Below are 20,284 nucleotides of genomic sequence, written 5' to 3' on the forward strand. Positions count from 1 at the left end.
TTTCTCACTCCTGTACTAATCCTTTTAATATAAATCGTGCCTTCGTAGCATTCTTCTCTGCCTTTCGCAGCATCTTGTTTCCTTTATCATTTAATTGATAATATTTAGCTCCCGCATGATCCCAGCTAGATTGGATAAAGCGATTCTGTTCTAGACGATGCAATAAAGTGTATAGAGATCCTTCATCACCTTCGAATTTTTGAATTCCTCTCCCCCGCAGTAACTGCATCAATTCATAACCTGTTTTTTCATTCATAAGAAGTTGCAACACTGCTAAAAGGATGTCTTCTTCCTTTTCGGACGATTGATTGATTTTTTCGCGCACCCGCTTTTGGTGCTGATCAGAAAAACTCAAATGTTTAAACGTTGTGTTCTCCATTGATTTTCGCAAACCTTTTAATCGATCTTCCATTTGATTATTCCTCCAATCCTTTCTTCAAAAGCTCCTTCGCTTTTTTCAGTCTCGTTTTTATCGTATTTTCCTTTACGTCTATTACCATAGCAACCTCTTTAATTGATAATTCCTCATAATAAAATAGATAAATCACTTCTCGATATTTTATCGGTAAATTCATTACTGCAGAAGCCAGTTCACGATCCTCCGCATTTTGAATGACAGTTTGTTCGACACTATCATTTTGAATCCCAATATACGCAAATTCATCCTCTGTAACGATTACCTTTTTGTTATACCAACTTTTTATATAGTCCTTACATTGATTAATCGCAATTCTCCATAACCACGTTTTCACATTCGATTTCCCTTTGTATGTATGAAGAGATTTATAACATTTCACAAATATATCTTGCGTTAAATCCTCCGCAACCTCTTTATTATTCACATATGAATACACAAGCTGTAGGACTTCTTGTCCATACTTGTTCATTATTTCGTCGATAAGGTCCTCCTTATCCTCTATTTCAAACGCTTCTATCGTTAATTCATCCACATCATTTCCTCCTTCCCATATATTAGACGACGCACTGTATGGAAAAGTTTTATAAATACATAAAAAAATACGGATGGTAATGTCCATACCGTTTTTTTATGTATATTTATTTACTTCTTGTCCCCTGACACTAATGTTCTGCTTAAAAACAGGAATTTTCATCCATATATCTTGTTCCCTATTTTAAAACATAATACAATTGAAATGTAACTTAATAAGCTATAACTAGTAGGTGTGGCAATCATCTCTTCCATTTTGAAAAAAAGGAGGAGGTGATAATATGATCGCGATGTTTGTAATTAAATTAGTGTATGGTATCCTAACCGGAGCTGGCGTTGTCATCGGTAGAAGATACGTCGGTCCATGGCTAATTTCTGTATACAAAAAAGCGAGAACCACCCTGCTTCGTGGAAAAGGTAAGGGCGGTTCTCGGCTAAAACGTTAATGTAATTGTCTTATAACCGCACCTACTACCACCACAATAGCAAGTTAGGTTACACAAGGCAGAAGTTTCTCAGGCTTCTGTCTTCTTTATTTTATGCAAAATTCATACTAAATACTCTATCATCATTGTAACACATTCTATTTATTTTTAGTCAAGATAAAAAACACCTGAAGGGGTTCCCTTCAGGTGTTTCTCTATTTTACGCTAACGCAGCTGCCTGTTCTTGTTGATCTACAGGAATTACAGCGTCTGTTAATGCTTTTTCTAGTTCAGCTGTATATTTCATTTGTTCTTCTTTGCTCCAGCCTAGTTTCGCAGCCATGTAGTTGATTACTGCTTCTTTCCACTCGTATACCCAGTGGATGTTGAAGAATACAGCGCCTCTGCGGCGTACGAAGAAGTCAACTGGTTTTGCTGTCATTTCGTAATCCATTGCGTATACAAGCGGGATTAGAACGTCTAGTGGCATGTTGTATTCTTTCGCTTCTTCTTTATGTTTTTTCGCTAAGTCGAACAGTACATCAACGTTAGAGCCGTAGAATTTCGCGAACTCTTCTGCTTGTACTTTCGTTAAACCAGATTTTGTACCTTCGTCTGCTTTTTTCGCAACAAATGCTGGGAATCCGTGTGAACCATCTACATGTCCACCAGAGATTGGCATATGTTTCGTATCGCTCTTCGGATATGCGCTATGACCTTCTTTTTGTAATAAGTTCGTTACGTAATCTACTACCATTTCAGCCATTTTACGGTATCCTGTTAATTTACCACCTGCGATTGTAATTAAACCAGATTCAGAAGTCCAAATTTCATCTTTACGAGAAATTTCAGATGCATTCTTACCTTCTTCATAAATTAACGGACGTACACCAGCCCAGCTTGATTCAATGTCTTTCTCTGTAATTTTCACGCTTGGGAACATGTAGTTAATCGCATTAATGATGTATGTGCGATCTTCTGTTGTCATTTGTGGTACAGCTGCGTCTTTATCATAGAACGTATCTGTTGTACCTACGTATGTTTTTCCTCCGCGAGGAATCGCGAACACCATACGTTTATCTGGTGTATCGAAGTAAATTGCTTGCCCGAGTGGGAAACGTTTTTGATCAATTACTAAGTGAACACCTTTTGATAACTGAAGTACTTTTCCTTTTTTCGAGTTATCTTTTTCACGAAGTGTATCTACCCAAGGACCAGCTGCGTTTACAATTTTCTTACCGTAAACTTCATATACTTCACCGTCTAGTAAATCGATTACACGTACACCGCATACTTTTCCATCTTTATATAAGAAACTGTCTACTTTTGCGTAGTTAACAGCTTTCGCACCATGCTCAATTGCTTCTTTCATTACTTCAATTGTAAGACGCGCATCGTCTGTACGATATTCTACGTAGTAACCGCCGCCTTTTAATCCTTCTTTTTTTACAAGAGGCTCTTTGTTTAGCGTTTCTTCACGGTTAAACATCTTTCTGCGCTCGCTTCGTTTTACACCTGCTAAGAAGTCGTATACACGAAGACCAATTGATGTACTAAATGATCCGAACGTACCGCCTGTATGGAACGGAAGTAACATCCACTCTGGTGTTGTTACATGGGGACCGTTCTCATATACGATCGCACGCTCTTTACCCACCTCTGCTACCATTTTCACTTCAAGTTGTTTTAAATAACGTAGACCACCGTGTACAAGCTTCGTTGAACGACTTGATGTACCTGCTGCAAAGTCCTGCATTTCAAACACAATTGTTGATAACCCGCGTGTTGCTCCATCTAATGCAATACCAGAACCAGTAATACCTCCACCAATTACGATCACATCTAACTCTTGTTTATTTACTCCGTTTAATACGTCTTTACGTTGTTTACTTGAAAATTTCATGGTAATTCCTCCCTTTGATAACGAAAAAAGAGACCACAAACTCCGCTATAGATTTCGCCTCTATAGCGCGTTGTGGTCTCTCCAAATCTCCTACCGAATTATTAACTTGTCACCATTATAACACTGTTTATGATTATTTGAAAGCTTTTGTTGCTTCAATTGCTTTTTTCCATCCAGCATATAGCTCTTCGCTTGTTTCCGCTTCCATAGTTGGTTCAAAGCGTTTGTCCATATGCCACTGTGATTTAATTTCATCTTGGTTTTTCCAATATCCAACCGCAAGACCAGCTAAGTATGCTGCACCTAAAGCTGTCGTTTCGTTGATCACTGGACGCTCTACAGGAACATCTAAAATATCACTTTGGAACTTCATTAAGAAGTTATTTTTAACTGCTCCGCCATCAACGCGTAATGTTTTCAGTTTAATACCTGAATCTGCTTCCATTGCGCATAATACATCTTTCGTTTGGTAAGCTAAAGATTCTAGCGTTGCACGAATGAAATGCTCTTTCGTCGTACCGCGTGTTACACCAAACATAGCGCCGCGTACTTCACTATCCCAATAAGGTGTTCCTAGTCCAACGAATGCTGGTACAACGTATACACCGTCAGTTGATTCAACGCGAGAGGCATATACTTCACTCTCACTTGCATCTTTAAACATGCGCATTCCGTCACGTAACCACTGAATCGCAGAACCTGCTACGAAAATACTTCCTTCTAATGCATAGTTCACTTTACCGTCTATTCCCCATGCAATTGTTGTTAATAGACCGTGCTCAGAAGCTACTGCTTTTTCACCTGTGTTCATTAACATAAAGCAACCAGTTCCGTAAGTGTTCTTCGCCATACCTTCACCGAAACAAGCTTGTCCAAATAAAGCTGCTTGTTGGTCACCAGCTACACCTGCAATCGGTACATTTTGACCGAAGAAGTGGTAATCAATTGTTTCTCCATATATTTCAGATGATGGACGTACTTCTGGAAGCATACTCTTTGGTACTGTTAACATGTCTAGAAGCTCATCATCCCACTGTAAGTCGTGAATATTAAACATTAACGTACGTGATGCGTTTGAGTAATCTGTTACGTGTGCTTTACCACCAGATAGTTTCCATACAAGCCATGAATCAATTGTTCCGAATAATAGATCGCCGTTTTCTGCTTTCTCTCTTGCACCTTCAACGTTATCTAAAATCCACTTTACTTTCGTACCAGAGAAGTATGCATCAATTAAAAGACCTGTTTTTTCGCGAACCATTTCGCTATAACCTTTTTCTTTTAACTCATCACAAATTTCAGCTGTTTGGCGAGATTGCCATACGATTGCGTTGTAAATTGGTTTACTAGTTGTTTTATCCCATACAACCGTTGTTTCACGTTGGTTCGTAATACCGATACCAGCGATTTGTTCTGGTTTTACATCTGCTTCGCTTAAGCAAGTTGCGATAACTGCTAAAATAGATCCCCAAATTTCTTGTGCATTATGCTCTACCCAGCCCGGCTTTGGAAAATGTTGTGTAAACTCTTTTTGAGCTGAATGAACAATTTCACCTTTTTTATTGAATAAAATTGCACGTGAGCTTGTTGTTCCTTGGTCTAATGAAAGAATATATTTTTTCATATCGGTTTCCCCCTTATGCTACTTTTCTACTATTTGTATTGCTTCCGCTTTTTTTACTTGTCATATAAGAGATTGCTAGTACAATCACAGTTGCGATAATCACATAAATAAGTGCTGAATTTTGTTTTCCTTCAAATACAACTTGATGGAATAAACCTGCAAGTGATCCACCTAAAATTGGACCTACTACTGGAATCCATGCATACTTCCAGTTTGAACCGCCTTTTCCTGCAATCGGAAGGAAGAAGTGTGCGATACGCGGACCTAAATCACGTGCTGGGTTAATTGCGTATCCTGTTGTCCCACCTAATGATAAACCAATACTTACAATTAAGAAACCTACGATAAATGGATTTAATCCATCTGCAAATTTATTTGCACCAATTGCTAATATACCAAATACTAAAACGAATGTTCCAATCATTTCACTTAAAAGGTTTGCAAATGTGTTCGGAATTGCTGGACCTGTTGCAAATACGCCTAACTTTGTTCCTGGATCTTCTGTTTCTTTCCAGTGTGGTAAGTAATGTAAATATACGATAACTGCCCCGATAATTGCCCCAATCATTTGTGCTACGATATAACCTGGTACGTCACTCCATGGGAACGCTCCCTTAAATGCTAGTCCTATCGTTAAAGCTGGATTCAAATGTGCCCCACTAATTGATCCAACCGCATACGCTGCAACCGCTACTGCTAAGCCCCAGCCCATTGTAATAACAATCCAACCTGAATCTTTCGCAAACGATTTCTTTAAACTTACACCAGCACAAACGCCGCCACCAAGTACGATTAACAACGCAGTCCCTATTAACTCTCCTAAAAATGCTGACATAGTATCCCTCCACAATCAATTTAAACGCTTCCAAATGTGATAGAGGTAAAATGAATGGCCATTCGTTTTTGTCAAAAGAAAAAGACCCACAGCTTTGCACGCTTCTATATAAATTTATATAGAAACAATGAAATGTGGATCTCTTCTTTTCTCCGTCACGTTTATTAACTTGTCTATAATGTTAACCTCTTATGAAAGCGGTGTCAACAGAATTTTTTCACATTTTCGTCACTTTTTTTGGTAATGTTTCCATAGTTCGCGTTTTGACGTCGTAATCGCTGTCGCACCAGCGTTTAAAGCTCTTTCCACATCTTCTACAGTACGAATAAAACCACCTGCTAAAATCGGTACACCAGTACGCTCTTTCACTTCAGCGATAATATCCGTCATTGCTCCTGGAAGCACCTCAATATAATCCGGTTTCGTCTTATCTAAAAGATTGCAGCTCTTCTCCATCGCACTCGAATCGATTAAAAAGATGCGTTGTATTGCCACAACACCTTTTTGCTTCGCCTTCATAATAACGCTCGCCTTTGTCGAAAGTAACCCGTACGGTCTAAACTCCTGACATAAATATTCCGTCGCATGCCCATCACTCTGCAAGCCATGAATTAAATCCACATGTAAAAACACCTTTTTACAATATTGCTTCGCAAGTGATATAACACTCTTCAATTGGCCGACATGAATATCTAAAATAACGATATATTCATACGAACTATGTAATAGCTTTTCCAAATCTTTAATTTGCCTCACTGCCGGCAAAATTTTCTGTTCATGAAATTCCATTCTAAATGTCCCCTTCTTTATGTCATCCTATCCTTTATAGTACACAATTTAAGTGAAAAGAACAGCCAGTGTTGGGGATTTCTTTCAAATCTTTCCTCTATTTATATATTTTCTTCAACTTATCGGAACCTATACCACCTATAATCATGAATACAAGGGGCAAAAGATTCATTACATATGGCGCATCTGCTACAATTGTAATACTTGCTCCAGCAAACTTATTTAGCATCCATACAACGATTTTTGCAATAAACAAAAATACTCCTATCATAAATAGACTATCAAAAAACACCTTCCATTTTGGATACGCCAATTGCTTACTATCTTCAATTATTTTCTGCGTCAATTCTTCATCACTCCTTAGCAGTTCATCAATTGTAATACCGAACAGATCACTTAAATGAATAATAATTTCAATGCTCGGATAGTTCTTTCCCGTCTCCCATTTCGAAACAGATTGCCTGCTCACATGAAGTTTTTCAGCCAAATCATTTTGCGACCAATTTCTTTTTTCCCTTTCTTCTTTTAAACGCTCACTAAAAATCATACTGTGTTTATCACCTCTCTATGCCCATTATGTTCAAATAAATGATGAAGAGTAAAGCGAGTTATTGTTGCATTTCCTGCACAACTTATACGTTACAGCTTATAATGGCGCTCTTTTATATGTATCTTCCCTATACTATGCTCCAATAATAATTTCCCGAACAATAATACAAGGGACGGATACTAATAAAGTGAAACTTTAATCAGCCCTCACTAATCGGGCTTTTACGGACAGCCCGCGCCCCACCTAACTTCTTTGATTCCGCTGAATTTTGAGGTGGGTCTTACTGCCCGGCAAATAGCGGGATAAAGACTAGATTAGGCATAAAAAATACGCCATCCCTTCTTATCAGTCTCCAGAAAGAATAACGCAAATTTTCATTTTTACTCATCATTTTTCGGACTATATGAAAACCCCGGGTATTTCACAACAGGCCACTTCTCCTTACGCAGAGAATCCATTACTTGCGGGCCAACATGTATATTACTCTCCACTATTTCTTTAGGAGTCAGTGCCATCCATTGATTTAACGATACATCTTCAAAACGATTGCTTCTGAACATCTCTAAAAACCATAATGTTTCGGTACCTGTATTTTGAATATAATGCCCCGTCGCAAACGGTACATATCCGACATCGCCAGCTCTATAATCAAATGTACGAGCGGTACCATTTCCAAGAAACACAGTCATTCTCGCTTCCCCTGTCAAATAATATTGCCATTCATCATTATTCGGGTGCCAATGAAGTTCTCTCATTCCACCAGGCTCAACCTCAACGAGCGCTGCTGCGATCGTTTTTGAAATAGGGAAATTTGTAGAATCTACAATTCGAACGCTACCACCAGGAGTCTTAATTGGCTTTTGTTTTAACAGTTCATGTTTAAATGTTAAAGGAACTTCCCCTTTCGGTGATTGAACTTCCTGACTTTCAAGCGAACCTGGCACCTCTCCTTGATAAATATAAACTTGACCTGAAGGGATAGAATGAAAAGCACTCTCAGGTACTCCAAAATTAGCCGACAACACTTCTTTTGGCGTATGCGCAAACCAATCAGAAATAGCTAAAGTAGATAAATCAGAAAAATGTCCATCATCGAAAACGAGTAGAAATTCACAATGTTCCAATCCTTGAATGGAATGCGGAATACCAGGCGGAAAATACCAAAGATCACCTGGTCCAACATCAGCAATAAAATTCCGTCCATTTTGATCAACAGCCGTTATGCGTGCCCGTCCTAAAAGCATATACGTCCATTCCGCTTCTTTATGCCAATGAAGTTCTCGTATTCCACCGGCCGTTAAGCTCATATTTACCCCAGCAATCGTCGTCGAAACTGGTAGTTCCCGAGCAGTAATCTCCCGAGACCATCCGCCGTGTTTCAAAATCATAGAAGTGTCCGAGAATGAAAATTTCAAGTTAGGAACTAATCCTGCATCCGTTATAGGCGGAACAAGCATATTCGGATTTTGAATATCTCGCATAACATTACGAGGTCCAGAATCAATTGCACCTGCTCCGTCGCTGCGGATTGGTTGTGGCACATTCCCTCCCGCTTCATTAACAGTACGTTTCTTCATGATTACACCCCTTTTTCATCCGGTTATTAGGTGAAAATCCTCCACCATAGTGTATGAATTGGGCTTTAGATGGTTACAGTTACTTTGGAGTTACATCAACTGCCTATCATTATCGTTTTGTTCATTTCTCAACTTATACTAGCATGGACAGCGTCTGGAAAGATAATGAAGAAATTAAATTAAAACTAATAAAAAACCCTGTAAAATTTATTACAGAGTTTTTCACCAATTATTTATTGTTTTACATATCGAATACGAATATTATCGTCCATATGATAAATTTGTAATGTGTTTCCATCATAGTTTTGCAATTTATACATGATACTATCATTTGTTAACTTTACTTCTTGACCGTCTTTAACTGCTTTTGTTACTTTTAAAGATAACTGGAATGATGGGACATCCACCGTATATGTTCCTGTTAAATAGTTATCTTTATTCGGATAAGAACCATTCGCATAAGACTCAAATGTTTTATCACCTTTTAGTACTAGCGTAGTTTTTACGCCACTGCCGTAATCAATACCCCAATTACCAATAATCTCAGTACCATCTTTAATGTTCTTCTGCATGTTGCTATAACTAATTCCTAACTCTTCACTTGTACCAACTGTATCTACAAATACCCCAGTTTTTGCTTGACTTTTATCTGTTTGAGCCTGACTGCCAGTAGTTGGGTTTGCCTGTGTAGAACTACTTGTTGTACTAGTAGATTTTTCCGTGGTTGTATCACCTTTTACTTCAGCCCTTAACTTATCAAATGTAGGTTTCCAAATACGTTTTGCTTCCTCTAATTTTATATTTGCTTTATTTAAGATTTCCTTATCAGTCTCTAAGCTAAAACCTTTATCGTTGAATAACTTCTCTATTTCACCGAATGTTTCTCTTAGTTTACCTGCAGCTCTTTCAATCTCTTTTTGGTCTTCTTTATGTTTTGGCGGTGCAGAAATCTTCTCTATCTTATCAAATACTTTATAGATGTCTTTAACACTATCTAATACCTCAGCTTTTGATTTACTTCCGTTTCTCAAATCCTTTACAGATGCATCATAGTAATCAAATCGTCTTAACATATCCTGTTCAATGTCTAATAAATATTGTGCATAATCTTCATCTAAAACTCGAACCTTTTGAACATCTTTACTTTCTTCTTTCGAATTAGTTGATTTTTCTTTTGTTCCAGAAGACTTAGCTTTACTTGTTTCTTCTGTCTTTGCTTCTTTACTTGCCGAATCTTTTACTGTAACACAACCACTTAATAATAATGTAACTGGAACTACAGCAGCCATTAGTTTCTTCACTTTCATACCTCATACTCCTTAAAGTAATTTACTCTTAGTTTGTTTTGCTACCGATACTCTTCGCTGCTTCTTCAAACAGTTTTGAACCTTCTTGTGCTTTACTTAATGATTGATGCATTTTACTCTCGTCTTCTTGGTCTAATGCATCAAAGAGAAGTTGGAAACAATCCGCATACAGTTCCATCGATTGCTTTATCTTCACTTGTTCTCCCTGTAATTCAGGAGGTGCTTGTAGATTCTTCAGTTTCGTTGTGGTTGCCTTTGCTCCACCTAAACTCAGTTGTACTTCACTTTTCTTTTGTTTGTATGATTTTACGTCTGAATCTGCTATTCCTTCAATTAATTTCATTGTATTTTCAATTTGAGTAGCACTATTTATGATATCTGCCTTGTACCTTTCAACATCTGAACCAGTTACCTTACCAGTTGAAGAAGTTGAATTATTTGAAGAAGAACTTGGTTGACTACTTGATGAGCTACTATTTGTACCTTCACCTTTCGCTACAGATAAGCTATCCTCTTTCTTGCTATCAGTTGACTTACTCTCTTTTTCAGAAGTCTTATTCTCTTTCTCTACCTTTTGCGTCTCTTCTTTCTTTGTTTCAGCTTTCTTACCATCAGTTTCAATTGTAATACAACCACTCAATAACATAACTGGTAACGCTAAACTTACTAATTTCTTTGCTTTCATGATTACTAATACCCCTTTATTTGTAAAATGTAGTGCAAACAAGTTAATATACTTAACTAATAAATTTCCCCCGAATAATTCATTAAAATATATCACCTATATATTACCTGTATATTCATAATCTTTCCATATATATCATTTTACAAAGAATTACATATTTGGTCAAAGGGATTTATGTAGTCCTTAAAAGGAAATTTTAATAGCAAAGAAAAGAAGCTAACAATAAATTGTTAACTTCTCAGCTTAAGGAAAAAATAGTATCTTTCCTTATCTTCTAATATCTAGGTTGTGATTGAATATTTGTAAGATGAACATCATACATATCAATGATTTCAAGAAATCTATCAGCTTCACGGAAAACATGGTCTGCCAATAATGGATGAATGATGCTCTTTATTTTACATTGCTCAATTAAATCACGTGCTGTTTTCTTAAAATCCCGAAGAGATGCAACCGACACACGATTTTGATCTAAAAATTGATCTAAAAGAGGGGCTGTTTGGGATTGTGGTTTCATAGATTCTAAGTCAATTGCTTGATACATCAATTCATCAAAATCATTGCTAAAATTCCGTGCTGTATCTACAAGCTTTCTTTCCGATGGATCAAGAAGATGACCAATAAATTTAGCATGGTCTGCCATAATCCGTAAAAAGAAAACATTTTCTTTAATAATAGCATCAGGAAGAGCATCTAATTTACCTTCATTTAATTGTATTAAACGTTTTCTAAAATAATCAGCTTCCCTACTTGTATGGTCAACTAAAAGTGGAAAGTTATTTTGTCCTGGCAATTTACATGTGAGAATTAACCCTAAAATTTTCCGTTTAAATCCCCAAATATTAGTTGCGGCTTGTTGTACTTCTGCATTAAATCTTTTTATTTGCTCAGGATCTGTTTCATTTGTATAGGAATGCGCTATTTGTTCAATATGTTCAAACAATCGATAAAATTGATTCGCCTCTTCGATTAGTTGAGTATCCTCGCATCTAAATCCCAAGCGAAGAAAAAAAGAATGCTCTTTCATAATTCTAGACCAAAAACGAATTTCATTTAATGAACGCTCAACAAACATTACAGATGTAACACCTGTATCAGGATGTAATGAAGTTTCATCCCTATGCATTGTTAATCCCCCCCAATAAAATCCCCGCTAGTTCCATTCTTATGAGTAAAAATATATATAAATACCATCAATAAAAGTTTATGATGACTCTCTTATACATGTAAAATTAAACTAATATAACCTTAGCTTGATGAACATATACTGCTCCCCCAGAAGAAAAAAACTACCACCTAGTTGTAAAATTCTACTAGGTGGTAGCCTTTCAAAATTTTTATTAAAGCAATACCGAATCTTTATCACTATCCTGATTACGTTTCTCACGCTCTTCTTCTAAGCGCTTCATATATACTTCGCCTTCTTTTTCAATAAACTCATTATCCATATCTTGCTCTTTTTTCGAAGTATATAAAACCATGTAGCCACTTAGTACAATCCCGACAATTACAAGATAAACCCACCATGGTAAAGTTTCCAAATCACTTCATTCCTTTCCTTAGACAAGCCTTATTAGTTTCACTTTATGAGGAAAGAAGTGGATTTATGCTTAAAATTTTTATTGTGGATGCTTCGCGAAAAATGTTTGTACATATTCCATAAACTCAATTGGTTCCTGACGAAACGGTGCGTGGTATCCTTTTTCAATAATATGAAACGTACTATTCGCAAATAGCCCATGATACAGTTCACCATTTTTCCAAGAAACACTCTTATCATGTCGTCCCCATATAATTAAAGTCGGTACCTTAATTTTATCTGCTTCCATCGCAATGCGGCGCTCTCTCATTTTCGTAAGCTGATCATAATGCGCTTTATCATCACGACTATTTTTCACTTCATTTTTATTATAATTCGTAATCTCAGTTACAGTTTGTAAGTCCGTCGATAGCGGCGGTGCTTCATAACTTTCTTTTTGCTGGAAAGACTCTATCCCTGTAGAATCCGCTAAAATGAGATGGGTAACCGCATCCGGATATAGGTAAGCTAAATTAAGGGACATCTCTCCCCCCATCGAATGACCAAGTACCGCAAACTGATCGTATCCGAGCTTCTTCATTAACTTATAATATAAATTCACTTGCGCAGGAAACGAATACTGAAAATCAACCGGCTTAGAAGAACGTCCAAACCCTAAAATATCAACCGCAATAATTGTGTGATCTCGCGCTAGTTCCGGATAAATATCACTAAACCCATCAGAAGAACCACCGAACCCGTGAAGCATAAGTAAAGGAGGTTTTCCCACGCCAATTTGCTTAAAATAAATCGTCTGCCCATCAATTTGTGCCATACTCTCTTTCGTATTCAGCTTCATCATAACAGTATCTTTCACTTCTCCAACCTTCGCAAACGGCTTATCAACGAAGTTACAAACAATTAACAACACGAGTACAATACCGCTAATCAAATAAAACTTAAACCGTTTCAACATTCCCGTCTCCTTTCTCTTGTTGCTATTTAAAAGTTTTTACATTTTTTGGTTATTTTATGTTCTCTTTTTAATTGTAACTAAAACAGTTACAATTATACTAAAAAATATAACTCATTTCTATTACTAATGGTTATTCTGTAACCATTATAGTTACACATTTAAAGTAAGTCAATTCTTTTCTCTACGTGTCCTGAAAATAGAAAAAGGGACTTCATGTTGAAGTCCCTTTCTTTGTTATTATAGTTGGCTTACTCCGCCGTCGCCTTTATTATCTGCTGGTGCTCCTCCTGTGTCGCCAATGTTAACGGAGTCTGGTCTTGCTGGTGCTCCTCCGTCGCCAATATTAACTGCTTGCTGTGTAGTAGAAGAAAAATTAAATCCCAATGAAAGAATCCCTACAAAAATTAATCCTTTTGCTATTACGCCTACTTTTTTCATTATTTCAACGCCCCTTTTTCTAAATGTTTTTTCTGTGCTTGATTATTTATATAAAAATATTTACTTGCCTTTACATGGTTTTCTTCTTTATAAAATTGCATAGCTAAAATCTCAGTATATTCTTGAATACAATCCAACAAACCTTCTTTCTCAAAATATAAAATCCCATTTAAAATAGTGGATTCTAATAATACACTAGAAGTCTTTTGATTCATTTCCTTTAAAATTACAAAACGGTGCTGAAATTCTTTATTTTGTATCTTATTACATATATCTAATCCTTTTTCAATTAATTCAGCGGCAGTATCGATTTTTCCAATTTTGTAATATTCACGTGCTAATACAAACATTGCTTTGAAATGTTTGGGATTACTTTTTATTACTTCTACTAAATGTCGAATTGCTAAACTCGAAAGGTTTTGACTTGCATATAACCATGCTAAATTATGACGAACCATTGTAATAAATCTTTCATTATCTATCTTTTGAAATACATTTAATGCCAAATTCAACTTCTCTTCGGCTTGTTCATATTGCTTTAAATCAATACAAGCCATTGCAAAAATATTCTCACACAAAGCAATACAAACTTCATAGCCAGGATGTTTTTCATATTCATCTTTTGCTAAACGTATTTGATCAATCGCCATCAATGGTTTATACGTTTGATAAGACAAATATGCAAATCTATAATTGAATTCAGCATGTTCCAACGAAGATGTTATATATTTCAGTAATTTCCCAGCCTCTTCAAAGTGATTTTGTGACTCAATGTAATTTGATATATACATTGCATGAATACCTTTAAATAAGTGATAATAATGTGTTAAAAGTGCGTCATCAGGAATTATAAAGGTATTAATTTCATCAAAACTATTCCTTGTAATACTCAAACTATCAATTAGCACATGATAACGGAATTTTAATAATGCTTGATAAAATGCTGCATACTGATCTTCTTTAATATAAATAATCTTGGACTCTATTTCTTCATTTAGCGCTTTTGCTTTAACCACATCTTGTTTTAACATTGAATGATACCAATCATCCAATAAGTGTTTCATTTGCTCCCTTGTTACTACATCTGCTCCCATACACTCGCATCCCCTTTTCTCCAAAATTACAAAATTAGGATTTTTATACAATTATCAAAATTGTATATTACCACTCCTTTTCTATGTATTGAAAAATAATTATCAGAAAATTTAATATTTTAATTATACCAAAGTTTTCCTTTTTGATGACTTGAGAAACAATTGTCAGAAAACTTAATAGAACAAATAAAAAAGCAAGCAGTTCCAGCACTTCGCTAAAACTACTTGCTCTCCTACTTACTATCTCTATTTTACGCTTTAATAAATTCCTTCGTACTTCTCACTGTATCAATTGGACGAACTAATTTTTCAATTTCTTCACGTTTTGGCTCTAGGAATGGAGGTAAAGATAATTTTTCGCCAAGCGTTTCGTATGGCTCATCTCCCATAAATCCTGGGCCATCTGTTGCGAATTCAAATAAAATTTGTGGTGCAACTCTTGCATATAATGATTCGAAGAAGTGACGGTTTACATATCCAGATGAAGGAAGTCCTACGCTACTGATTCTCTCAATCCATTCTTCTAATACAGCGCGATCTTCTACGCGGAATGCCGCATGGTGCACTGTACCAAAACCTTGTTGTGCTTCAGGAAGAACTGTATTATGTTCTACAATAACAGATGCACCGTTCCCGCCTTTGTTCACTTCAAATAAATAGAATTCCCCTTCTTGCGCAACCTCTTTAAATAATAGAACTTTTTCTAACACTTCTTTGAAGAAGCTAAAGTTTGCAATACGGATAAATACAGGTCCTAAACCAGTGATTGCATATTCTAATGGTACTGGCCCGTTTTGCCACGGTGTACCTGATTCGATTCCTTTATCAAGTTCATCTGAGATTAATTGATATTGTTGGTCATCAAAGTCAACGAAAGAAAGAGTTTTCTTACCAAATTGCTCTTTAATTCCTGTATGTTCTACTTCAAGACGGTCAAAGCGTTTCACCCAATACTCTAATGCTGCATCAGTCGGAACACGGAATGAAGTTTTTGAAATTTCATTTGTACCGTGTACTCCTTTCGGAACACCTGGGAAATCAAAGAATGTCATATCTGTTCCTGCACTACCTTTATCATCTGCAAAGAATAAATGATACGTTTGAATATCATCTTGGTTTACTGTTTTCTTAACTAAACGCATTCCTAAAACGTGAGTGAAAAACTCATAGTTCTTTTCTGCACTACTTGTAATCGCTGTAACGTGGTGAATTCCTTTTAATTGGTTCATTTTATATTCCTCCAATGTTTTTTAATTTATATTTTCTCTCCTATTACTTCTCTTCAATAGGTGCTAAATTCGCTTCAATCTCTGCACGCTGATCTTCTAAGAACGGTGGTAAATCAAGTTTTTCTCCTAAATGTTCCACATCTCCATCAACTGTAAATCCTGGTCCATCTGTCGCAATTTCAAAAAGGATTCCGTTTGATTCACGGAAATATAAGCTTTTAAAGTAGAAACGGTCGATGATTCCTGAAGACTGGAAGCCTCTTTGTTTCACCTGTTCTTCCCAATAGGCAAGCTCTGCATCGTTTTTCACGCGAATTGCTAAATGGTGAATGCTCCCTCGGCCCGGCTTTTCAGTAGGTCCATCTAAATATTTCACAACGATTTCTCCAAAAGCCTCTCCTTTAATGGATTGAAAAATTGCTTCCTCTTCGCTACGGCTAACCTCTGTATAACCAAACATTTCTGTAAGTGTACTCGCCATTTTATCAAGTCTACGAACTGTCATTTCCACAGAACCCATTCCTTGAATTTGATGCTTTGCAGGAACTTCTGATTTCTCCCAAGTTTCCCAGTGCTCTACTTTTTCTCCGTTTGAAACGAGTAGTACTAAGCGAAGACCTTCAGCATCCTCAAATTGTAAAGCAGGACGATTTGCATATGTTGTCATTTCACTATGTTTCACATCAAATTCCTCAAATCGCGCTTTCCAGTAATGTAAGCTTTCCTCTGAAGGAACGAGTAATCCAATTCGAGTAATCGCATTCGTACCGCGATATGTTCTTCCTACTAATGGAATTTCAAAAAATGATAATTCCGTACCTGGACTTCCTGTTTTATCTCCATAAAATAAGTGGTACATTGACGGATCATCTTGGTTTACTGTCATTTTCACACGACGTAAGCCAAGCACGTTTTTATAAAAGTGATTATTTTCATTTGCATTTTTCGTAACCATTGAAATGTGATGATGCCCTTTAATTTTATACATTGGTTATTCCTCCGTTTCGTTTTACTAGTCAAGTGATAACTAAAAAAATAACATTTCCCACAACTAATATGGTTTTTAGCTTTTCAATTTATTCTTAATTATGTTTTTGTAAATTCATCTTTGTTTTTACTGTATAAGTTACTTTGTTTTTTAATCGAAAACAACTGAGTATATGTTTTTCATATGACTCAATCGCTTTCGTTACTATCACTTTACACCTCAAGTGATTGAAAAGCAAGTAAAAAATCTCGAATTCAAGATTTTTTGTTGAATAACATTTAGGGTGTAAACTCATTAATTTCTGGATAGCGTCACATCACTATCAAGCTAAAGACTCAAAGCTCTCCATGCCCATCAAGCTAACAAGAATACACTACCCCAAAACGATAAAAATGAACTTCGTTGCTATAAAAGACAACTTTTTTGCTCCGAGGGAATTATAGAATTTTATATCTTTACAATTATTTATGGGGAGTTAATTCATTTTTTTCAAGAATAAGTAATTTCTTAAATAAAAGTTCACGTACCTCTTCCTTATGATAATTAATTTTTGGTGATTGATAAGAAATTTAATGAATGATTATTCGAATATGCTTTCGTAAATGTTAAATGTAATTTTTGGATAATGTTTGGTCAAGTTGATACTAATACCCTCGATAAACGAAAGAAAATTAAGAGTGTTCCGAGAAAAAGTAATTAAAAAACGCTCATTTACAGAAGAACATTATTTAAGTGAAGCCCTCTATAATTCAATTACAACTCCTTGAAAGTTTATGATACTATCCTGATCACACTTTTTATATTTAATGTTTTAAGGAAAAAAGCTATACTATAAGCGAAACTAAAAATCAGAAAGGAAATACCATACCATGGAAAATTATATGCTATTTATCCTTACAGCACTCCTTATTATAATGATGCCTGGTCCCGGTTTTGCTTTAGTTACAAAAAACACTATCTCTCATGGTAGAAATGGTGGGATAAAGACCGTCTTAGGAACGGTATCTGGAATGATGATCCATACAATAATGGCTACACTAGGACTCTCTGCTATCTTAATGAAATTTGCTATGCTATTTACATTAATAAAATATGCTGGGGCATTTTATTTAATTTATTTAGCTGTAAAGTCAATTAAAAGTGCCTTTTCTAAAAAAGAAGATATGTCAGGTTCAGTGGAAATAAACTCTAAGGATATTGGAACGGTTAAAAGTTTTAGACAAGGATTTACCACGGCAATCTTAAACCCAAAAACGGCTGTATTTTTCCTTAGTTTTCTACCCCAATTTATTGTGAGTAATCAAAGTCATTTCTTCCAATTTCTTTTGTTGGGATTCACATTTACGACTTTGACAGCAATATGGTATTTACTTTATATCTCTCTAATACGTCAATTAAGAACTTTTTTAAGAAAAGAAAAGGTGAACCGTACAATAGAGGGTATTACTGGCACAGTATTATTAGTATTTGGAGTTAGGCTATTTTTCCAAAAATAAATATGTAATAGAGAGAGTTTAAAACTTTCTGTTTTTCCAATAAATGAATCAATATAAAAAGTATGGCTTTCAAACAGTAAAAAAGTGAACAAACGGGTGTGTTTGTGGAATAAGCTTCAATAAAATAACCAAACTTTTTATAAAGAAGTGAATCGATTATATTAAAATTGATATAAAGGCGTTATCCTTTCCTATGATTTCTCAGAAAGAATAACGCCTTTCTCTTTTTAGAGGGTATTTTGTCTAGTTAGCTTGATAGCGATGTGGTTCTATCCCTTATAAATGTTACAAAAACATTTATAATAGCTCTAACTTGCACAATGCTTCCCGTTAATATAATACGCTGATTCTGTGAAAACCGTAAATACAACCTCTACTTCTGGAAGTCCAAAATCCATTACATATGTAGTAATGGCCTTGGCAAATCGATCACGAATTTCCTGTCCACGCTCGAACCATTTCACTTCAATAAGAGGAAACGCTTCTATTTCTTCTCCATTGAATATAAACGTAGAACTTGGTAGTTCCAACGTAAAATTATCCGTACCACACTCACAAATCTCTGCGAGCTCTTCTACTAATGGCTTGCTTATGTGTTTTAATTGTTCAGTAGTAATTCCACGAAACACAATATGCGGCATGTAAATCCCTCCTTTAGATAGTTTTATATTTGCCCACATCATAGCACAATTCTCCCACCTTTTAACAAAAATAGATGCTAAACAAGTTTCAACTCTTATTTTTAGGCCTGTTATACAGGCTGAAGCGATTCTAAGTATCTGCCATATTAAAGTTGATATGCTCCCATTCTAGTGGTGAGATATGTTTTAATCGTTCTTCGTTAACCCCATGCGTACTTCTTAACTATTTCATTTAATTTTTAATAAAGAAAACAGCCTCACTAAGCTTTTAAAACTTAATGAGGCCACTTTATTCACACTATTAATTATGGAACGTCGGTTTATAGAACGAACGATTATCAAGTGCGAAGACACGCTCTGTGTATTCGCCTGGTTTTGTGCGTCCTAATGCGCGGTCCATCATGTTCATTTTTGCATCTAAGTTATCGATGTAATGCAGAATTTCTGCTTCTTTTACTAATGGTGGTTTTGGGCTACCCCATTCCGCTTTTCCGTGATGAGAAAGGACGATGTGTTGAAGAATTAATACTTCTTCTGCATCGATTTGCAATTCGTCTGCTGCTTTACCGATTTCGTTCACCATGATAGAAATGTGGCCTAGTAAATTTCCTTCTAACGTATACGTTGTAGAAATTGGGCCAGATAGTTCAATTACTTTACCAAGGTCATGTAAAATAACGCCTGCATATAGTAAGTCTTTATCTAATGATGGGTATAGATTTGAAATAGCTTTCGCTAAATCTAGCATCGATACGACGTGATAAGCTAGTCCAGATACGAACTCGTGATGGTTCTTTGTCGCTGCTGGATATTCTAAAAATTCGTTTTGATGCTTATTTAACAAATGTCTTGTTAGACGTTGAATGTTCGGATTTCTCATTTCAAATATGTATTGTGTAATTTTCTCAACCATATCTTCTTTTTTCACTGGTGCTTTTTCTACGAAATCCGAGATGTCTGTTACTTCATTTTCATTCGCAACACGGATTTGTTTCACACGTAATTGAATACGTCCTTTGTAGTTTAAAATATCACCAGCTACTTTAACGATTGTTTCTGCTACATATTGTTTCTCAACTTCTGGTGATACGTCCCATAGCTTCGCTTCAATATCTCCACTTGGATCTTGTAAGATTACTGTTAAAAATGGCTTTCCATTACTTGCTAGACCTTTTGTCGCTGTTTTAATTAACAAGAAAACATCGACTTGTTCACCAACTTCATATTCTGCAATTTTCTTTTTCATTCGAATTCCTCCA

At 35.9% G+C, this 20,284-nt stretch carries 21 protein-coding genes; 2 read left to right on the top strand and 19 right to left on the bottom strand.

Annotated features, from left to right (window positions below):
• Window positions 1-4: 4 nt before the first annotated feature.
• Entirely contained in the window at window positions 5-412 is a 408-nt protein-coding gene (locus tag H6481_RS05630; protein ID WP_000390160.1) for a PadR family transcriptional regulator, read from the bottom strand.
• A 4-nt stretch (window positions 413-416) separates the two neighbouring features.
• The gene (locus H6481_RS05635; RefSeq protein ID WP_097919869.1) at window positions 417-950 is read right to left on the bottom strand and encodes a sigma-70 family RNA polymerase sigma factor; all 534 of its coding nucleotides are present in this window, start codon (window positions 948-950) and stop codon (window positions 417-419) included.
• A gap of 280 nt (window positions 951-1,230) precedes the next feature.
• Between H6481_RS05635 and H6481_RS05640 the strand changes: the two genes are divergently transcribed.
• Window positions 1,231-1,395, top strand: coding sequence for a hypothetical protein (locus tag H6481_RS05640; protein WP_000561154.1), 165 nt, complete (start codon window positions 1,231-1,233; stop codon window positions 1,393-1,395).
• A 199-nt stretch (window positions 1,396-1,594) separates the two neighbouring features.
• Here the strand turns inward: H6481_RS05640 and glpD are convergent, their stop codons facing one another.
• The 15 genes from glpD to H6481_RS05715 form a co-directional block, all read right to left on the bottom strand.
• Complete coding sequence (gene glpD / locus H6481_RS05645) at window positions 1,595-3,277, bottom strand: aerobic glycerol-3-phosphate dehydrogenase (RefSeq protein ID WP_029442064.1); 1,683 nt, start codon at window positions 3,275-3,277, stop codon at window positions 1,595-1,597.
• A gap of 133 nt (window positions 3,278-3,410) precedes the next feature.
• Window positions 3,411-4,901, bottom strand: a complete 1,491-nt coding sequence (gene glpK, locus H6481_RS05650) for a glycerol kinase GlpK (RefSeq protein ID WP_063546700.1) — start codon at window positions 4,899-4,901, stop codon at window positions 3,411-3,413.
• Between the two features lie 13 nt (window positions 4,902-4,914).
• Entirely contained in the window at window positions 4,915-5,736 is an 822-nt protein-coding gene (glpF, locus tag H6481_RS05655; protein WP_001272200.1) for a glycerol uptake facilitator protein GlpF, read from the bottom strand.
• A 228-nt stretch (window positions 5,737-5,964) separates the two neighbouring features.
• Window positions 5,965-6,525, bottom strand: coding sequence for a glycerol uptake operon antiterminator GlpP (gene glpP, locus H6481_RS05660; RefSeq protein ID WP_000394286.1), 561 nt, complete (start codon window positions 6,523-6,525; stop codon window positions 5,965-5,967).
• Window positions 6,526-6,622: 97 nt separating this feature from the next.
• Entirely contained in the window at window positions 6,623-7,072 is a 450-nt protein-coding gene (locus H6481_RS05665; RefSeq protein WP_000577652.1) for a helix-turn-helix transcriptional regulator, read from the bottom strand.
• 383 nt (window positions 7,073-7,455) lie between these two features.
• Window positions 7,456-8,652, bottom strand: coding sequence for an oxalate decarboxylase family bicupin (locus tag H6481_RS05670; RefSeq protein WP_182811146.1), 1,197 nt, complete (start codon window positions 8,650-8,652; stop codon window positions 7,456-7,458).
• A gap of 233 nt (window positions 8,653-8,885) precedes the next feature.
• On the bottom strand, window positions 8,886-9,959 hold the full coding sequence (locus H6481_RS05675; protein ID WP_168411098.1) for a DUF3994 domain-containing protein: 1,074 nt from the start codon (window positions 9,957-9,959) through the stop codon (window positions 8,886-8,888).
• A 28-nt stretch (window positions 9,960-9,987) separates the two neighbouring features.
• Entirely contained in the window at window positions 9,988-10,644 is a 657-nt protein-coding gene (locus H6481_RS05680) for a hypothetical protein (RefSeq protein WP_000644844.1), read from the bottom strand.
• Between the two features lie 274 nt (window positions 10,645-10,918).
• Window positions 10,919-11,770 (bottom strand): DUF2935 domain-containing protein, encoded by an 852-nt coding sequence (locus tag H6481_RS05685; RefSeq protein ID WP_000554479.1) that lies wholly within the window; start codon window positions 11,768-11,770, stop codon window positions 10,919-10,921.
• Between the two features lie 214 nt (window positions 11,771-11,984).
• Window positions 11,985-12,185 carry a sporulation YhaL family protein gene (locus H6481_RS05690; RefSeq protein WP_000449223.1) on the bottom strand — a complete coding sequence of 67 codons (201 nt, stop codon included), beginning with the start codon at window positions 12,183-12,185 and terminating at the stop codon, window positions 11,985-11,987.
• A 78-nt stretch (window positions 12,186-12,263) separates the two neighbouring features.
• Window positions 12,264-13,139 (bottom strand): alpha/beta hydrolase, encoded by an 876-nt coding sequence (locus H6481_RS05695; protein ID WP_182811148.1) that lies wholly within the window; start codon window positions 13,137-13,139, stop codon window positions 12,264-12,266.
• Window positions 13,140-13,376: 237 nt separating this feature from the next.
• On the bottom strand, window positions 13,377-13,577 hold the full coding sequence (locus H6481_RS05700; RefSeq protein WP_182811150.1) for a Phr family secreted Rap phosphatase inhibitor: 201 nt from the start codon (window positions 13,575-13,577) through the stop codon (window positions 13,377-13,379).
• Window positions 13,577-14,671 carry a hypothetical protein gene (locus tag H6481_RS05705; protein ID WP_071731874.1) on the bottom strand — a complete coding sequence of 365 codons (1,095 nt, stop codon included), beginning with the start codon at window positions 14,669-14,671 and terminating at the stop codon, window positions 13,577-13,579. Before H6481_RS05705 ends, H6481_RS05700 begins: the two co-directional genes overlap by 1 nt.
• Before the next feature lie 251 nt (window positions 14,672-14,922).
• Complete coding sequence (locus H6481_RS05710) at window positions 14,923-15,900, bottom strand: ring-cleaving dioxygenase (RefSeq protein WP_071731873.1); 978 nt, start codon at window positions 15,898-15,900, stop codon at window positions 14,923-14,925.
• 43 nt (window positions 15,901-15,943) lie between these two features.
• A complete protein-coding gene (locus H6481_RS05715) occupies window positions 15,944-16,888 on the bottom strand; it encodes a ring-cleaving dioxygenase (RefSeq protein ID WP_182811152.1) in 945 nt (314 codons plus the stop codon).
• Between the two features lie 869 nt (window positions 16,889-17,757).
• Here H6481_RS05715 and H6481_RS05720 point away from each other — a divergent pair.
• Window positions 17,758-18,384 (top strand): LysE family translocator, encoded by a 627-nt coding sequence (locus H6481_RS05720; protein ID WP_000433006.1) that lies wholly within the window; start codon window positions 17,758-17,760, stop codon window positions 18,382-18,384.
• Window positions 18,385-18,692: 308 nt separating this feature from the next.
• On the opposite strand, the gene H6481_RS05725 is transcribed toward H6481_RS05720, so the two are convergent.
• Entirely contained in the window at window positions 18,693-19,025 is a 333-nt protein-coding gene (locus tag H6481_RS05725; protein ID WP_023521344.1) for a DUF1904 family protein, read from the bottom strand.
• Between the two features lie 301 nt (window positions 19,026-19,326).
• Complete coding sequence (gene yhaM / locus H6481_RS05730) at window positions 19,327-20,271, bottom strand: 3'-5' exoribonuclease YhaM (protein ID WP_000726652.1); 945 nt, start codon at window positions 20,269-20,271, stop codon at window positions 19,327-19,329.
• Between the last annotated feature and the right edge of the window lie 13 nt (window positions 20,272-20,284).

This window comes from Bacillus sp. ME78, from assembly GCF_903970865.1.
Lineage (GTDB): Bacteria > Bacillota > Bacilli > Bacillales > Bacillaceae_G > Bacillus_A > Bacillus_A cereus.

Bases quoted from the DNA above. Each gene is read 5' to 3' on its own strand.
- H6481_RS05630 (WP_000390160.1), bottom strand. From the start codon at position 412: ATGGAAGATCGATTAAAAGGTTTGCGAAAATCAATGGAGAACACAACG.
- H6481_RS05640 (WP_000561154.1), top strand. From the start codon at position 1,231: ATGATCGCGATGTTTGTAATTAAATTAGTGTATGGTATCCTAACCGGA.
- glpD (WP_029442064.1), bottom strand. From the start codon at position 3,277: ATGAAATTTTCAAGTAAACAACGTAAAGACGTATTAAACGGAGTAAAT.
- glpK (WP_063546700.1), bottom strand. From the start codon at position 4,901: ATGAAAAAATATATTCTTTCATTAGACCAAGGAACAACAAGCTCACGT.
- glpF (WP_001272200.1), bottom strand. From the start codon at position 5,736: ATGTCAGCATTTTTAGGAGAGTTAATAGGGACTGCGTTGTTAATCGTA.
- glpP (WP_000394286.1), bottom strand. From the start codon at position 6,525: ATGGAATTTCATGAACAGAAAATTTTGCCGGCAGTGAGGCAAATTAAA.
- H6481_RS05665 (WP_000577652.1), bottom strand. From the start codon at position 7,072: ATGATTTTTAGTGAGCGTTTAAAAGAAGAAAGGGAAAAAAGAAATTGG.
- H6481_RS05670 (WP_182811146.1), bottom strand. From the start codon at position 8,652: ATGAAGAAACGTACTGTTAATGAAGCGGGAGGGAATGTGCCACAACCA.
- H6481_RS05675 (WP_168411098.1), bottom strand. From the start codon at position 9,959: ATGAAAGTGAAGAAACTAATGGCTGCTGTAGTTCCAGTTACATTATTA.
- H6481_RS05680 (WP_000644844.1), bottom strand. From the start codon at position 10,644: ATGAAAGCAAAGAAATTAGTAAGTTTAGCGTTACCAGTTATGTTATTG.
- H6481_RS05685 (WP_000554479.1), bottom strand. From the start codon at position 11,770: ATGCATAGGGATGAAACTTCATTACATCCTGATACAGGTGTTACATCT.
- H6481_RS05695 (WP_182811148.1), bottom strand. From the start codon at position 13,139: ATGTTGAAACGGTTTAAGTTTTATTTGATTAGCGGTATTGTACTCGTG.
- H6481_RS05700 (WP_182811150.1), bottom strand. From the start codon at position 13,577: ATGAAAAAAGTAGGCGTAATAGCAAAAGGATTAATTTTTGTAGGGATT.
- H6481_RS05705 (WP_071731874.1), bottom strand. From the start codon at position 14,671: ATGGGAGCAGATGTAGTAACAAGGGAGCAAATGAAACACTTATTGGAT.
- H6481_RS05710 (WP_071731873.1), bottom strand. From the start codon at position 15,900: ATGAACCAATTAAAAGGAATTCACCACGTTACAGCGATTACAAGTAGT.
- H6481_RS05715 (WP_182811152.1), bottom strand. From the start codon at position 16,888: ATGTATAAAATTAAAGGGCATCATCACATTTCAATGGTTACGAAAAAT.
- H6481_RS05720 (WP_000433006.1), top strand. From the start codon at position 17,758: ATGGAAAATTATATGCTATTTATCCTTACAGCACTCCTTATTATAATG.
- H6481_RS05725 (WP_023521344.1), bottom strand. From the start codon at position 19,025: ATGCCGCATATTGTGTTTCGTGGAATTACTACTGAACAATTAAAACAC.
- yhaM (WP_000726652.1), bottom strand. From the start codon at position 20,271: ATGAAAAAGAAAATTGCAGAATATGAAGTTGGTGAACAAGTCGATGTT.